The organism is Pseudomaricurvus alkylphenolicus (assembly GCF_011683955.1).
Classification (GTDB): domain Bacteria; phylum Pseudomonadota; class Gammaproteobacteria; order Pseudomonadales; family Cellvibrionaceae; genus Pseudomaricurvus; species Pseudomaricurvus alkylphenolicus.
Genome location: NZ_JAAQPI010000012.1, coordinates 162,032 through 178,035 on the forward strand (window position 1 = coordinate 162,032; position 16,004 = coordinate 178,035).

11 protein-coding genes and 1 tRNA gene are annotated in these 16,004 nt (G+C 50.2%); 4 read left to right on the forward strand and 8 right to left on the reverse strand.

What is annotated here, in order from left to right; translation table 11 throughout:
* Positions 1-232: 232 nt before the first annotated feature.
* The 8 genes from HBA55_RS26085 to HBA55_RS26120 form a co-directional block, all read right to left on the reverse strand.
* Positions 233-308, reverse strand: a tRNA-Ala gene (locus HBA55_RS26085).
* Between the two features lie 135 nt (positions 309-443).
* Entirely contained in the window at positions 444-1,421 is a 978-nt protein-coding gene (locus HBA55_RS26090) for a hypothetical protein (protein ID WP_166997504.1), read from the reverse strand.
* Between the two features lie 331 nt (positions 1,422-1,752).
* A complete protein-coding gene (locus HBA55_RS26095; RefSeq protein ID WP_166997506.1) occupies positions 1,753-2,562 on the reverse strand; it encodes a hypothetical protein in 810 nt (269 codons plus the stop codon).
* 404 nt (positions 2,563-2,966) lie between these two features.
* Positions 2,967-4,460 carry a glutamate--tRNA ligase gene (gene gltX, locus HBA55_RS26100; RefSeq protein ID WP_166997508.1) on the reverse strand — a complete coding sequence of 498 codons (1,494 nt, stop codon included), beginning with the start codon at positions 4,458-4,460 and terminating at the stop codon, positions 2,967-2,969.
* Between the two features lie 150 nt (positions 4,461-4,610).
* Positions 4,611-4,892 (reverse strand): holo-ACP synthase, encoded by a 282-nt coding sequence (locus HBA55_RS26105; RefSeq protein ID WP_206019976.1) that lies wholly within the window; start codon positions 4,890-4,892, stop codon positions 4,611-4,613.
* Positions 4,893-4,949: 57 nt separating this feature from the next.
* Positions 4,950-5,213, reverse strand: a complete 264-nt coding sequence (locus HBA55_RS26110; protein WP_166997510.1) for a hypothetical protein — start codon at positions 5,211-5,213, stop codon at positions 4,950-4,952.
* Between the two features lie 186 nt (positions 5,214-5,399).
* A complete protein-coding gene (locus HBA55_RS26115; protein ID WP_166997512.1) occupies positions 5,400-6,851 on the reverse strand; it encodes a hypothetical protein in 1,452 nt (483 codons plus the stop codon).
* 26 nt (positions 6,852-6,877) lie between these two features.
* Positions 6,878-9,982 (reverse strand): right-handed parallel beta-helix repeat-containing protein, encoded by a 3,105-nt coding sequence (locus HBA55_RS26120; RefSeq protein ID WP_166997514.1) that lies wholly within the window; start codon positions 9,980-9,982, stop codon positions 6,878-6,880.
* A gap of 295 nt (positions 9,983-10,277) precedes the next feature.
* Here HBA55_RS26120 and HBA55_RS26125 point away from each other — a divergent pair, with 295 nt between their 5' ends.
* From HBA55_RS26125 to HBA55_RS26140, 4 genes are all read left to right on the forward strand, one after another.
* Positions 10,278-11,879: an acyl-CoA ligase (AMP-forming), exosortase A system-associated gene (locus tag HBA55_RS26125; protein ID WP_166997516.1), complete on the forward strand. Its 1,602-nt coding sequence runs from the start codon at positions 10,278-10,280 to the stop codon at positions 11,877-11,879.
* Complete coding sequence (locus HBA55_RS26130) at positions 11,876-13,108, forward strand: pyridoxal-dependent decarboxylase, exosortase A system-associated (RefSeq protein ID WP_166997518.1); 1,233 nt, start codon at positions 11,876-11,878, stop codon at positions 13,106-13,108. The genes HBA55_RS26125 and HBA55_RS26130 overlap by 4 nt, the downstream gene beginning before the upstream one ends.
* Positions 13,109-13,139: 31 nt before the next feature.
* On the forward strand, positions 13,140-14,990 hold the full coding sequence (locus tag HBA55_RS26135; RefSeq protein WP_206019977.1) for an asparagine synthase-related protein: 1,851 nt from the start codon (positions 13,140-13,142) through the stop codon (positions 14,988-14,990).
* 159 nt (positions 14,991-15,149) lie between these two features.
* Positions 15,150-15,923 (forward strand): FkbM family methyltransferase, encoded by a 774-nt coding sequence (locus HBA55_RS26140; protein ID WP_166997520.1) that lies wholly within the window; start codon positions 15,150-15,152, stop codon positions 15,921-15,923.
* Positions 15,924-16,004 lie beyond the last annotated feature (81 nt).

Sequence of the window (16,004 nt, forward strand, 5' to 3'; positions counted from 1 at the left end):
AGCACCAACTCAAACGCCCCACCTCGAAAAGACAATACTGCAAATTGCTGTCCTGCATGTAGGAAGTGTCAAAGCCTATTGGATTTGCTACGAAGTGGGGTTAGGGTTAAACCCGAATCAAATCAAAAAGAGAGCTATGGAGACTGAAGGACTTAATAGGGACTTAAGGTGGAGAACACAAAAAAGCCCGCTGTTAGGCGGGCTTCTATGTCGTTGATTTAACAACGGTATTTGGTGGAGCCTAGCGGGATCGAACCGCTGACCTCAACACTGCCAGTGTTGCGCTCTCCCAGCTGAGCTAAGGCCCCATATTCGGGTGCTTTCCGTCGAAAGCGGGGCGCATTGTAGCACCCAGATTGAGAGTGTCAACCCATTATTTTTCAATGGCTTAGAATTTATGACATTTCCATGTCGGCGCTTTTGAGCGCCGATCTTCCATTGACTCAGCGGGGGGAGCTTCGCCCGCCCTGAATCTCGCGCAAACGGTCTTTCAGTGGCTTTTTGGCCTTGGACTGTGGTGAGTCAGTCTCCTGCTCCTCAAGTTCATCCGTCACAATATACCCATCATCCTCAGGCTCAGGTGGGCGATAGTTGCAGACCTTCTCCCGGATTCTCCGTTTGACCTCCTCATCATCGGCAGGAGCTCGCTCAAAGGGCAGGACATTATCCGTCTCGATCTTCAGCGTCCGATACTCCTCCGGCTGGCCTTGGGTGATCGGTGGCACTGCCAAATCGAACTGCGCATCAAATTCCTGCTGCATGCCTTCGAATTCACGGGTCATAGGGGCCAGGTACACACTGTTTGCAGTTGGGTAGCTCTGGTTCCGAGCAGGACTGGGGTCACTCACTCTGATGGTAAAGGATTGATTTGCCACCCCATTGGGCCGCAGTCGAATAATCAAACGGTTCCACCAGGATTTTGGCACCGCTCCGATGGCCAGTGCCAGTATCGCCGCAGCTGCCACCCACCAACCCCAGAGATTCGATTTTGAGACAACTCCTGCCTCCACTGCAGTAACTTCTCCCGGCCTTGTGATCGGCGCGCTAAAGTCCACCCGTTGCTGAGCCAGCGACCTAAGCTCCTTGATCTGCTGCCCCTGAAGTTCTACCAGCTCCTGCATATTGATCAAGTGCTGCGAGTTTTCCAAAGCCTTCAGTCGAGTTTGCAACTCCGTATTCTCCCGCCGCAGGCGATCCATTTGTTGTTGCGATGACTGCAGGTGCAACTCCAGCTGCGCCCTTGAAGCCTTACCGGGAGATCGAGTGTCCTCAGTTGGCAATGCCCCACCCGCACCAGGGGGAGGCAAGGCCTCAATGGTACCAACATCATCAAGATCGATAAGATTTACGGCCGCCAATTCAGCTCCATAGAGAAACAAAATCGGCAGAATGAACAGTTTTTTCCAGATTCGAGGTAACATGCGCTGGCTCTCTCTTGAACGTCACGTTATCCCTTCCATGGTGCCCGCAATAGTCCAGCAAGAGGGGTCGGCTCCTCCCTGAACGGCCGTGGGCCGGTCGGGTAACTCCTGCAGGAATTGGTTCCCATTTCTCCCGACGCTTACTAGAAAGATTAGCGCGCCATGATTGAGACGACAGTTTTTTTTGAGAATAAGCTGCTATTAAACGACTTCGGCTTAGTCGTTCTTTTCGACAACAGCCTGCCTGGCCCCTAAAGACCAATGACGGGCTGCTCAATTGGACGCCAGCAGGTTCACTCCCTGTGAAAGGCCTACCGGCTGGGATTAGACGTCAGTCCTGACTTTCATCCAGTTTGATTTTTGACAGATCTGGCAAGTCCAGCTCTACGTACAGATTCACATCATCGGTACCGTCGCTGACGATATAGGTCTCCTCTTCCTTAGCGGGTGGTGTGTAATTGGCTGTTTTGTCGCGGATGCTGCGTTTGACATCGTCATCATTGCGGCGAGGCCTGCCAAACGGAATTACATTGGAAGCCGCTTTGACCTGCGCAAAATGGGGATCCTGGCCGGTAACGCGGCACTGTGCATCGCCCCTCTGAATCTGCTGCTCGTCAACCTGAACATCCTGCACCACTTCTGGCTCCTGATGCCGCACAAGGCCTTCATTCCTGGTTGCCTCGGGCGCGTCATCAACCTTGGACTCATCACGTTCGGCGGGCACAGCGTTTTGGCGGGGGCCGTACTGCCAGTCCACCTTTTTGTGCAGCTTGAGATCCATACGCGCACGATAGGCGCGATGACGCTCTACTTTGGCCTGCAGGCGCTCCGTGCGTTCGTGCTCATGGCGCCCACGAATAACCCCTCCCAGAATGGCGGATAACATAGCAGCGAGAACAGAAGCCGCCAGAATAGCCTCAGGACTTGAGAGAAGACGTTTGGCATCAGCGATCAATAATTCGCGGGATTCAAATGCCAGGCGCGATTCCTGAGCAGCCTGAAGGCGCTGCAGGTCATTAAGGTTGTTCATAATCTGCGTGCGAGAATTGGCGGTCGCACCATCGGCAATCGTAAACGCCGACACAGACGAAATTTGAGCGAAGGAGGCGATCAAGCCACCCAGCCAAACAGCCAGGCACATGGCCCACCGCCTGTTCCTTTTACCAGCGAACATAACAACTATCCCAGCTTTCAGTTATACGGTGTTTCACTCTAAACAAGCCCTGGGCAATATTCTGTGAAGGGCTTCTCAAGGTTCAGATGTAAAATCGTCTGACACCTCTATATGTTGATTATAGTGCCACTGACGCCTCAATCCACGTAGAATCCGCTTAAAGCTTAAACAGATTGGTCATAAAAAATGAAAAAGGTGCCATTTTGGGAATATGACCGCCGGCTCAGTCCATGTAGTTATAAGAAATCGAGAATGGCCGTTTTGACCCTATAACCACTACTCGTTGGCAGGGATAGGCAGGATATGGTCAGGCAACCTTCCCCATTCACATGGAGAGGCTGCCCGATCATTTGAAGAAGATGAAGTCTGAGTCAGGAGCGACCCAGCGCTGCGTAGGCTTTTTCCAGCTTTTTAAGCTGCTTCTTTCCAAGTTCGCCGAAGCGCACCGTCAGGGCGTGGCGCAATCGGGCTCGGCTCATATCGGGCCCCATCAGTACCATCGAATCGAATACGGAGAAAGAGGCCGTGGTGCCGGCAATGGCAATAAACAGTGGCGCCAGAAAATCCTTGAGCTTGATATCCATCTCACCGGCCAACTGCTTGAGCGTATTAAAGACTTCGTCGCGGTTCCAGTGGCGTAGCTCCTCCAGGCGCCAGAGGGCAAACTGCAGCACCTGCTTGAGCTGCTCTTCTTCCAGTTTCACTTCGGCAAAGCTGCCCTCGCTCAGTGGCAACTGCCCGGAAGCAAGAAAGGCGGTCAAGGGCGCAAAGTCGCTCAAGGTCTGCATCCGGGTCTGCGCGTGTGGCAACACCGCCATCAGACTGTCACGGTTTAACATCCACTGCTGCAAGCGGTCGGCCAGCTGTTCCAGGTTAAGATCTTCGCGAATCCAGAGGCTGTTAAGCCAGGACAATTTCTCCACATCGAAAATAGGGCCACCCAGGGAAACCCGCTGTACATCAAAGTTGTCCATCATCTGCTGAAGAGAGAATTTCTCGCTCTCATCAGGCATGGACCAGCCCATACGACCCAAATAATTGACCAAGGCTTCTGGCAGATACCCCATCTTCTGATAATAAAGAATGGAGGTCGGGTTCTTGCGCTTACTGAGTTTGGATTTATCCGGGTTGCGCAACAGCGGCAGATGGCACAACTGCGGCATATCCCAGCCAAAGTACTCATACAGAAGTTTGTGCTTGGGCGCCGAGTTGATCCATTCCTCTCCGCGCAGCACGTGGGTGATTCCCATAAGATGATCATCCACTACGTTAGCCAGGTGGTAGGTGGGCATACCATCGGACTTGAGCAAGATTTGCGCATCCACCTGCCCCCAATCCAACTCGATAGTCCCGCGCAGCAGGTCATCCACCGGGCAGGGCCCTTCGCCTTCCGGTACGTTCATACGCACCACATAGGGCATACCTTCGGCCTGACGACGAGCCACTTCCTCTTCAGACAGTTTCAGTTCACTGGGTTTGAGGGCGGCAAATCCACCTGCCTCGCGTCGAGCCGCCCGCAGCTCATCCAGTTCCTCGGGTGTGCGATAGCAGTGAAACGCATGACCTTTCTCTACCAGCTCCTGCGCGTATTTGGCATAGATATCTTTGCGTTCACTCTGCCGGTAGGGGCCGAAATCACCACCCTTGTCCGGACCTTCATCCCAATCCAGCCCCAGCCAGCGCAGACTATCCAGAATCGCCTGCTCGGATTCCGGAGTAGAGCGTGCCTGGTCGGTGTCCTCAATTCGCAGGATAAACTGCCCGCCATGCTGGCGGGCAAAGCAGAGATTGAACAGGGCAATATAGGCGGTACCAACGTGAGGATCACCGGTGGGGGATGGAGCTATGCGGGTACGAACGGTCATTGAGGGCAAAGTCTCACTCAAGGGTTAAAATAGGTTTGTGATTCAATAGGATAGCTGAATCCGGAAAGGCGCCGATTATACGCCTATGCGAAGGGTACTGGAATACAGGAAGTGGAACCGGGCAGCCTGAAAACTGCCCGGTAGAGGCACTCAAGCGCCGTAGTAGTTAGTGGGGCCCGCTGTGGCTGCAGCCGCCACGGGGTCGTAGCCGTGATTCAGCCAATCTTCATCCCGGTAGTGAGGGTCCACCCAACATTTCGGCAGATGCTCGCCGGACAGGAAAGCCAATTCGGCTTTAAGAAAAGGTTCGGGGTCTTGCTGCTCCTCCCCCGCCAATCGGCTTGCCATTACCCTATGCTCATAAGGGTTCCAGAGCCCTTCCGGGTGACTCAACTCCACCAGCGCACCACTTTGTTTGATCATCATCAACATAAAACCACCTCCACCTCAGGTTTGGTTGTGGGTCTATGCAAGTATAGATCAGCGCTGCTAGTGAGCGTCGAAATCCCTCATATTCCTCTCACAGCGAAGTACCGAAAACACGGCCGCCGCTCGGGAAGTGGCCTCTTGACTGGCACAGTTGCTACCCAGTTTTCGAAAAGATCGCTCATACAGCGAACGTTGCTGTGGTGATATGACGCCATCGGATTCGACTTCGTTGAGAATGTCTCCCACTTCCAGGGGCCGATATTCCAACTGATTATCCGGCAGGTGAGTCAGAGCTGGCGAAAGATTGGTATCCGGTCTGTACATAATCCGTTCCCTCTTGGATGCATATTGCAGTTACCACCGTGGTGGCGCATTAATCTACATGCGAAAGCTGTTCCCAAATCGGAAACTTATTAAGAGTCAACAACTTACTGCTCACCAGAAGAAATGGCGCCAATTTCATTGTATGAAAAACTGACACTTAAATCATCTTGCACTCAGAATTATCGCCTATGCGGATGTTTGCTCAGTAGCAGCAAGACCATGCATAAACCAAGTAATGGAACGACGGACCACCCGAGAGTCCGTCATTCTTGACTGCCTTCCCAAACGATGAATCAAGCTCATATGGTGAGGGGACAAATAAAGCTTGGAAGACATAGAAAGCTCGGAGATTTGCTTGCCCTCCTGCGCTCTGAGAATGGCACGCAGCTGTTGATTATCCAGCTGCGCGGTTATGTCTTCCAGCTGATCCAGAATGCGAGCCAGGACGCCAGATTGGTCTGTTTCCATCTCCTGGGCGACTTCATCCAGGAAGGACACCTGCTCGACCGAAAGATTTGCCCTGACATAGGCCATATCGCCACGATCTTGATCATCAGATTGCGGCGCCGCCTTCTTAACTGGCGCCTTGACCTGACGCAGGAACAGGTAAACACCAAACGCCAGTAGTAACACTCCTGCAAATTGCAGCAGGCTCCACCTTAGCGCCAGTTCGGGCACCGAAACCAGCTCCGATCGATCGGGGCCCAGCAGGAAATCCACCCCCGAAAACTGGTAACCTTCTTTATAGATCACGTCGGCCATGGCGGCGTTTAAGAGCCACCAGGTAAATGGCACCCCGCCCACGAGGATAAGAGCGCTGTAACCTGCCCGGTGCAACCGGTTCTTGGCCCCGAGTCCGCCTGAATCCATGCCTGCGCAAATATAGGCCACACCGAACACCATGCAGGCCAATAGTGTTATCAACAGATACAGAGACAGAATGCCTCCCATACCCCCCAGGGATTCGTCGTCTATCAAGCCGCTGATATTGTCGGTGGAGGCCCAATGGTAGGTCAGAATATGGGACAGGATTATCCAGGGCAACGCATAGAGGCAATAGCGACCAACCCAGTATGAGAATGAGTGTGTCTCGTATTTAATCAGCGGTCGTGGGGACTGGAATCGGCGGTAATTGGCCGCTGAACCCACGCTAATCAACAAGAGCAGTGGTGCAATCAAGCTACCGACACGGATCATGGATTCAATGGGGTTGAGAATCAGCTTTAGATTATCTTCACCGGACTTGCCCAATCCACCGGCCGCAGCGATGTTCTCCGCCCATATTTGGGTGCCGGTAATGTCCTTCATGCTCTCTTCCGTGACGGAGAAGCTCAGTAGGGTAAACAGAACGATAGAGCAGGCACACGCAAGGACTGGAAAGACAATACCTGGATACATACTGCGCGCAGAGCGCCACCCCGCCCAGGCGGCGCCGAATCCAATCCAGAGAATAGCCAGTGAGAAAGTTAACAGGTCCAGAAAATTGCCGCCGGACCGAAACAGTTCCTGCACATTGGACGGCACCCCTGGCAGATTCAGCAGCAGGTACAAGAGTCCACTGGTGAAAAGACAAAAAGCCGCGGCCAATATCGCCGTGGAAGTCATCTCTGGAGAGACGGCAATCTTCTCCCTGTTCATTTTATCGCCTCCATGTGGTTTTATTATTAGTTGGCGTCAACCGATAGTGTTGGAATAGTGTCTTTTGGTAACTTATTGGGCATGGGATATTGACCTAGACGCGGAACGTTGGGCGCCACCTCCAGGCCTGCCTGCTCCCGACTTTCGAATACTGTATTGTAATCATCATCGATCCCCCAAATATTACCCACAACGACGTTGTTTTCAATTCGGGTCAGTTCCGGCTCATCTCCGGTTGACAAGAGATTGGCAACCGGTTTATCTGAAACAATGATATTGTTTTCGATGATCACGTCTCCAGTGTACTTGGATTTTTCCACCGACCAACTGAAGAGATCTGCATTCTGACTGGCTACCCCCTCCACAAATACATTATCACGCATGATCACATCCCCGCCATTGGGAATATCGACCAAGCGACTGTCGTCGCCGATCGAGGCCGCTATGACGGACCCTGTAATCTCGGTGTACTTGCTGCGGGATTTAATTTCGTGACCACCACCACGCTGATTGAGAAACACCGAATTCCTGACTATCAGTTTTGAACCGGAACTGTAAATAGCATGCGCATAGGGGTTATCTCCCAGATTCTCGAAGCGACTGTTTTCAACAACAAGCTCTCCAGCACCCGGAGTTTGCAGAACACCACTTTGGGCATGGTGAAAGTAGACTCGATTTAAACTCAAACTCCCCTTTTCCATGCGGATACAGGCGCCGTTTCTATCCGCGACCTTAACCGAATGACACTCTAGTCCGTCGATATAAATGTTACGTCCCTTCGTGACAATGGCCGCTTTCCCCTTGGCTGCTTTTCCAAAGATCACCGCTCCTGGCGATGCTATGAGCTTGACATTGTCTGCTTTGAGAACTGCAGCTTCATTGTAAGCCCCTGCACCAATCTGAATTAAACTGCCATCTTTAACCCCTCTAAAGGCTTCACGTAGGCTGTTAGCCTGCACACCATCCACCAGAATCGTTCCTGGAGCATGCGTTCCAGACACAAAAGCCGGTCCATGATCAAGTGACTGTGTTTCATCGGCAACGACACTGTTCCATGCCCACATCCAGTGCCGATGATGAACAAAGCGCTCTATGAATACGTACAAGATCAAGCCAATCACTGGAACAAGACACAGAAATATATAGATCCCATAAGGGTGGCTGCGAAGTCCGAATACCCTGGCCCGCGTTGTCTCGATGCACATTCGGATCTCTGCCATTGTCCAATTTTTCATTAATGTCGTCGTAGTTGGAGAAACAAGCAAGTTATAAGCCTGCGAGTTCAATGCAATCCAACATAGCAGGAAAAACAACAGTGTAATTTTGGGATCATCAAACAAACTATCAAAGAGGCCAACCATTAAACCACCCACCAGAGCAGAAGCGGCCGCACCTGCCAAGAAGTTACCTCGCGATATCTGAATCCACAACTTAGCTGTCAGCCCAAGTAATAAAAGCAAGAAGCTAGCCAAGCCTAGCCAGCCTCCTTCAAAATAAGCATCAACCCAGATGTTTTTCACATGCCACGCCAAGTGATCTCCTGAATACACACTCCAATGGTCCAAACCACTGGAAAAATCGGTATTGCTAAACAATTGCTTACCACCAGGGGTAAGCAATTGCACTTGTTTGATATCAATACCCTGTTTGATACCTCGGTTCAGAATGGCAATTTCAACCGGTCGAGTACCGTACCAGTAGGTTTTCCCCAGGCGATTTATATTTATATTGCGGCTGTGCTCTTCCCACGTAGTGTTATCCGCAGAAGTTTTAACTTTGTACCAACGACACTCTCGAAAAGCCTGAAAAACCAACCTTTCACAAACCTCCATTAGAAGGCTCTCTTTTCTGGCCTCTAAGGGTTTCAGCTGAATATGCAGGCGGTAAGGACCAGGCTCTGTGATGACGAAGCGCTGACGTAAAAACAGATTGCCAGCTGTTCCGCTTCTGGAAAGACGGACAAAAGTTTCATCATTGGTTATCTCGTGAGTCAGTTGAGGGTAGTGATCACCTTTTGGCCGATTCCAGTAGTAAGTAATAGGAAAGCGCCCCTTACCCATTCCAAACATTTGGGTGGAGACATCTGAATCCATGATGTTAGCTACATGTGACCAATGCTCAAAACGTGTATTGAGGTCATCAAACGTGGTAGTAAAACGGGACTGTATGTAGGGCGCTGAAAATATCGCCAACATGATAACGCCGCCTGACATTATCGCCCCTCCCATTAGCCAGGATTTTGATGGTCGCCAGCTGCGCCGGTTGGCGTATATCCAACTCAACACCAAAATTAGCAAACTGGCCAGGGCAGCTGGATAGTTTGCTCGGCTAAAAGTGATAAAACTGCCATACAAACCTGCAACAAGTATCAATGCTGCGAAGATGTATACCCAAATTCGCTTCCAGACAACTGGCAAAAGCAGAACAAATGGTAGTGTGAGCAATAAATGAGCATCAACCGCAGCCCCACCAATAGAAGTGCCGGAAAATAGTCCCGTGGCACGGTAAGGAGTAGAAAAGTTAAACAAGCCCGTAAATAATGCCCGCTCCCAAATTAGCGCCAGAGCACCTACGGCAAAGCTCCCTGCCATACCTGCCACGACCCATCTGTGCAACGCGGAATCACGTTCAAGTGCTTGGCCCAGGGGTACCAGCAACAACAGAGCTTCGAAATATCCCTTGGCAAGTCGCAGACCATTATAGGGACTATAAAAACTCGTAAAGCTATTGGAATCAATAGGTTGTAGCGGAAGCAGACCTCGGCATGTCACCACAAGCTGCCAACCAGTTACCAGTGCAATCAACAACCAGGCTCGCTTGCGAAGTTGCAATGCCCGTAGCCAGGGTTCAGCTCGGATAAGACTGACTGCCACGGTGGTCAGAATGAGAAAATCGAACTCTCCCCAATACACTCTCCCGGTCCAGAGGGTAAGATCCAATACTGGCAGAGCAGCAGGAATAACAAGCAACCAGACAGAGGGCAAAAAACAGAGAACCACGGCGTAGGCGCATAGCCAGAAAACCAGCATCTCAATATGTGAAGGGAATTGCACCAGGCTCCATCCGACAATCCCCAACAGAGTTAGCCCAAGACACCGCATCACGGCGGTTCCCAGCAGGCTCGTTTTCATAATGCAACACCACCCATAGTCAAGATATAAGAGTGAGAATAAATGAGCTACCGAAGCACAATCAATAGCGAAATATTTGCGCCCGTTCGGCCCCGAAAGTGATCAGAGTTCACCAGTTAATTCCACACCCGAACCAAACTTCGGCACAAGAATCTGTAAAATATCCTGACAGTCGAGCGGTGGCCTTTTATCCCGTAAAATGGCCACAAATGAATCACTCGTTATAAGTTATCATGGTTTGCCGTTCATATGTCGCGGAAAGACCTGATCGAATCTGCAAACACAGGATGTGGGGATGCCGGAACAGCTCCATCAGCTCATAGAAAACAGTGCAGCACGATACCCAGATTCTACCGCACTGGTTTCTAAAGCGACTCAGTTGAATTACCGTGAGCTTTGGCAAGCTGTCCAGGCAGCGGCTTTTGGTCTAGCGAACAGTGGACTGCAGGAAAACCAGCGCGTCGCACTTTACCTTCCCAAAGTTTCTGAGGCCGTTGTTGGCTGCTTCGGAACAAGCCTTGCCGGTGGTGTTTTCGTACCAATCAATCCATTACTAAAACCGGCACAGGTCAAACACATACTTCTCGACTGTAACGTCCATACGTTCATAACCTCTACTGATCGCCTGGTCAACTTACAAGATACGCTCTCGGGCTGTCCGGCTCTCAAAAACATCGTCTATATCGGCAGAAACCCAACTGATGAGAAAATCGAGCAACCGCATAGCTCAAAGTTCATTCCATGGGAAGAAATCGCAGGAACACAGCCTGACTCCTACCACAGCTCAGCCAGAATTGATACTGATATGGCGGCCATACTCTACACCTCTGGTAGCACAGGAAAACCAAAAGGCGTGGTCCTGAGTCATCGCAATATGCTATGTGGCGCTGACAGCGTGGTGCAATTTTTACAAAATACACGAGATGATCGTCTGCTAGCAGTAATGCCGTTCAGTTTTGACTATGGTTTTAGCCAGCTCACCACCGCGTTTCTGGTCGGCGCCCAAGTGATCATGTTGGACTACCTGTTCCCAAGAGACTTGATAAAAGCTGTGACGAAACACCGTATCACCGGATTGGCTGCGGTGCCCCCCCTATGGAACCAATTGGTAAAGTTAGACTGGCCGGAGGAAGCGCAGTCCAGCCTTCGATACCTGACCAATACCGGCGGAGCAATGCCTAAAGCGACTACGTCCAAACTGATACAGGCCTTGCCCAACACCTCAATTTACCTGATGTATGGTCTCACGGAGGCGTTCCGCTCGACCTATCTATCACCAGAAGAGATACACCACCGACCTGGCTCCATTGGAAAAGCGATCCCCAATGCGAAGGTCATGGTGGTGCGAAAAGATGGCAGTCCCTGCCTCCCCAATGAGCCTGGCGAACTTGTACACATGGGGTCTCTGGTGACTCTTGGGTACTGGAATGACCCGGCAAAGACGGCAGAACGATTCAAACCGGCTCCTTCTCAACCGGGTGAACTGCCTTTGGCAGAGACCGCAGTCTGGTCTGGAGACCGTGTCTACAAAGACGAAGACGGGTTTTTTTACTTTGTCAGCCGCAACGATGAGATGATCAAAACCTCGGGCTACAGGGTAAGCCCCTCAGAGCTTGAAGACGTATTACACCAATCCGGATTGGTTGAGGATGTTGCCGCACTGGGGATACCCCACCCGGAATTGGGACAGGCTATTGTTGTGGTCGCCTCCTCAACTTCCGCCACAGCAGATGATATCAAACAGGCCTGCTTGAGAGAGCTACCCAGTTACATGCAACCACATATCATTGAGTTGATGAGGCAGCTGCCGAAGAACACGAACGGCAAATTGGATCGCAGTGCACTGAAAAAGCAGTATTCCAAGCGCTCACGGGAAGAAAATCCGGAGACCAAATGAAGAAGTCACAGCGAACCCACGTCAAGATGCGCCAGTTTCCGGTTAGAAACAATGTTCTCTGTGTCAATGACACACCTATCACTGAGATCGCACGTCAAATTGGACATACCCCTTTTTATGTTTACGACAAGCGTTTAATAACGAGTAGAATTCAGGAGCTGCGGAAGGCGCTCCCTCCACAGCTGCAGCTCCACTACGCCATAAAGGCAAATCCCATGGCTGCTCTGGTAAATCACATCAGCACTCTCGTCGATGGACTGGACATTGCTTCTCTAGGGGAAATGCGCATCGCCGAGGGCGCATCCACGTCAGCAGAAAACGTAAGCTTCTCCGGCCCTGGCAAAAGTAACGAGGAACTTCGGGAGGCGCTAGCCTCCGGAATCACCATAAACATAGAATCACAGTGGGAACTGCAGCGTTTGCTTAGAATGAGCCAGGACGCCGGTAAAGTGCCCAGCATAACTATTCGTGTTAATCCTGACTTCGAGGTTATCGGCTCCGGCATGCGAATGGGAGGTGGCGCACGACCATTTGGTATTGATACTGAAAAAATACCCCAGGTCGTTCAAGAGGTTGAGGCTGCGAACGTCAACTTCCTCGGCTTTCACATTTACTGGGGATCACAAAACCTCTGTGTTGAGCATATTCTCGCCGCCCAAAAATCTACGCTGGATCTCGCCAGACGTCTTTCACAATTTTGCTCCAAACCTATCCGGTTGCTCAATATCGGGGGAGGACTCGGCATTCCATACTTCCCTGGAGACCAACACCTGGATCTAGAGAGCATCGGCAGTGGACTGGGAAAGATTCTGCAGCAATACCCTGAATTCAACGAATGTAATATTATTATTGAATTGGGCCGATATATTGTCGGCGAGGCAGGCTTATATGTTTGCGAAATTATTGATCGAAAAGAGTCGCGTGGCGAAACCTTCCTGATTACCAATGGCGGCCTGCACCACCACTTGGCCGCTTCCGGTAATTTCGGGCAGATAATTCGTAAGGATTATCCCGTATGCATCGGCAACAGAATGCAGGATAGCAACAAAGAAAAGGCCGTTATAGTTGGCCCTTTGTGTACACCTCTAGATATATTGGCCAATAAAATCGAGCTGCCAAAAGCAGGGCCTGGGGACTTAGTGGTTGTATACCAATCAGGCGCTTACGGGCTAACTGCTAGCCCACAGGACTTTTTAAGCCACCCACGAGCCGGCGAAGTGCTACTGTAGCCACCAAGTTCAAAGTAAAGAGTACTATTCTGTGAACGACATCAAGACCCAGGATCTATTTGGTTGGATTCAATTCGATTCAATGCCCCAAAAAGGAGCCGAAGGCATCACCGCCATGAAGCTGGCAGTTTCGTCTTCCGCTTTGGAAACCAGAATCGATCCCCAATTTTCACTTGCGACCAACGGCAGCACGCACTCATGCAAGGACACGCTGATTGTGGCTGCTATTGTGGGCTCTCCCTTTTGGAGCGATCCAGCGCTGCAAGACCTTCACGACCAATATGACGCTGCCCACAGCCTGGTACAAGCCTACCAGGCTTATGGTGACGAATGCCTCTGCAAACTACGAGGGAGTTATGCTCTGGCGCTTGTCGATCCCGTTAATAAACGAGCGCTGGTTGCCACTGATCGTTTCTGCCAGCACAGCCTATATTATCAAGTTATCGATCGGCAATTAATCTTTGGGACTTCAGCCAGGGTTGTAGTTGCACACCCTGACGTCAATGTGGCTCTCAATGCCCAAAGCATCTACGACTACATCTTCTTTCATATGATTCCCAGTCCTGTCAGTATTTATAAAGGGCTACATAAACTGCAGGCCGCCTCCGTGCTGACGCTGGAACAGGATTCTGTCTCTAGCCGCAGCCACTGGTCCCCGACATTCACTGAAACCAATAACCAACCCTTTGAGTCCAAGCAAGACTCCCTTCAGTCCGCCCTCAGACAATCCGTTAAACGCCAACTGCAACAGTACGAAGGCAAAAAGATAGGTTCCTTTTTGAGTGGGGGGCTGGACAGCTCCACAGTTACCGGACACTTGGCCGAACTCACCGAGAGAAGCGCTCCAGCTTTTTCCATCGGTTTTTCGGCCGAGGGCTACGATGAGATGGCCTATGCCAGAACAGTTTCCCGCCACTTCGGCGTTGAACTCCACGAGTATTACGTGACACCACAAGATGTCACCGACGCTCTACCGAGCATTGCCACCAGCTATGATGAACCTTTTGGGAATTCATCCGCGCTACCCGCGTGGTTTTGCGCTCAAATGGCCTCCAGGGAAGGCATGGATCTGCTGCTGGCCGGCGATGGCGGTGATGAGTTGTTCGGCGGAAACGAACGTTACGCAAAGCAGCTGGTATTTGAACGTTTTTATCATTTACCACCTATTGGAAGAAGTGCACTGGAATGGACTATTAATCGTCTCCCTACGTCGCCCAAATTGCTGCAGAAAGCGAAAAGCTATATTCAACAGGCGAAGATTCCGCTTCCAGACCGTTTGCAAACCTACAACTATCTTCAAAGGCATAACCCATCTGAGGTCTTCACTTCAGACTTTTTGGCAAATATCGAGACTGAGCATCCTTTTGCATTATTGCGGGACAATTATTTTCAACTTACTGACATTCATCAGCTTAATGCCATGATGCGCCTTGATTGGCAATTTACTTTGGCTGACAATGACATCCGCAAAGTAAGCCATATGTGTTCTCAATCAGGTATAGAAGTAGCTTACCCTATGCTTGACGATGACCTTGTAGACTTTTCATGCAAAATACCGAGCAGGGAAAAGCTGCTCAAAGGTAACTTAAGAGACTTCTATAAGCGGTCTCTACGGGGCTGGTTGCCTGACGCAACTATCGACAAGACAAAACAGGGCTTTGGTCTTCCCTTTGGGGTATGGCTCAAAGAACACACGACCCTGCGCAATCTGTCAGACGACTTACTTGAGTCGCTCAAGACGCGAGGCATCATCAGAATCAAATTTATTGATGAAATCAAACGACTACACCGATCGACCCACGCTCATTATTACGGTGAGCTTATTTGGGTCTTGATTATTCTTGAAGCATGGCTTAACTCTCAAGAGAACCTCAAAACCTAAGAAGATAGAACTGAATTGCTTTTGTCGGGATTGATACTAGAAAATAGAATAATTACCCACAAAATGATCACAATTCTTTGAATTAGACCTCGTGTGGCAGTTGACTGATCAAGAGATGGTGAGGATTCACAGCAATCTGGGGATTAAAAGGACAAACTTATGCTAAAGGGCATCAACTACTATTATTCTAGATTTGGTATTTCTGGAGTAATTAGCGCCATCAAATCAAAATTAACAGATTCCCACGACCTGTTGAAAGTTGAACTGGAGGACATCAAGGCTCCGTTTTATTTAAGACTAAGAACTAGCGATTTCCCAACCTTTGAGCAAGTCTTCATTCAGAAAGCCTATTCGTTCGATATAAATCGCCCTCCCCAAATTATAATAGACGCCGGAGCAAATATCGGTTTAGCCTCAATTTACTTCGCAAACAAGTTTCCAAAGGCGACAATTATTGCACTCGAACCAGAGAAAAAAAACTTTGAGCTACTTAAATCAAATACATCCACATACCCGAACATAACTCCTGTTCATGCAGCCTTGTGGCACAAGAATGAAGAAATAGATCTTATAGACCCCGGGCTCGGCAATTGGGGCTTTATGACTGAAATGAAAGCTGCGCCTCACAAATTGAAGGGCAGCACTTGCCACTCTGTTAAAGCATTAACCGTAGATAAAATAATGCAGATCTTTGAATTAGAGAGAATTGATATTCTAAAGATTGACATTGAAGGCGCAGAAAAAGAAGTGTTTAGCGACTCTGCCGCCTGGATAGAATGCGTGGACTCAATTATCGTAGAATTACATGAACGAATGAAACCGGGCTGCAACCGTAGCTTTTATAATGGCTCGAATGGCTTTAAAGATGAATGGGTACAGGGCGAGAATATATATCTATCAAAAGGAAATTGTTTGGCCATGCACTCTGGCTAGCTAGCATACAGCCGTCTCAGTTTGGAATACCCGTGACTCTACTGATATCCCACAAGGAAATTGAGAGGGGCCCGAGAATAT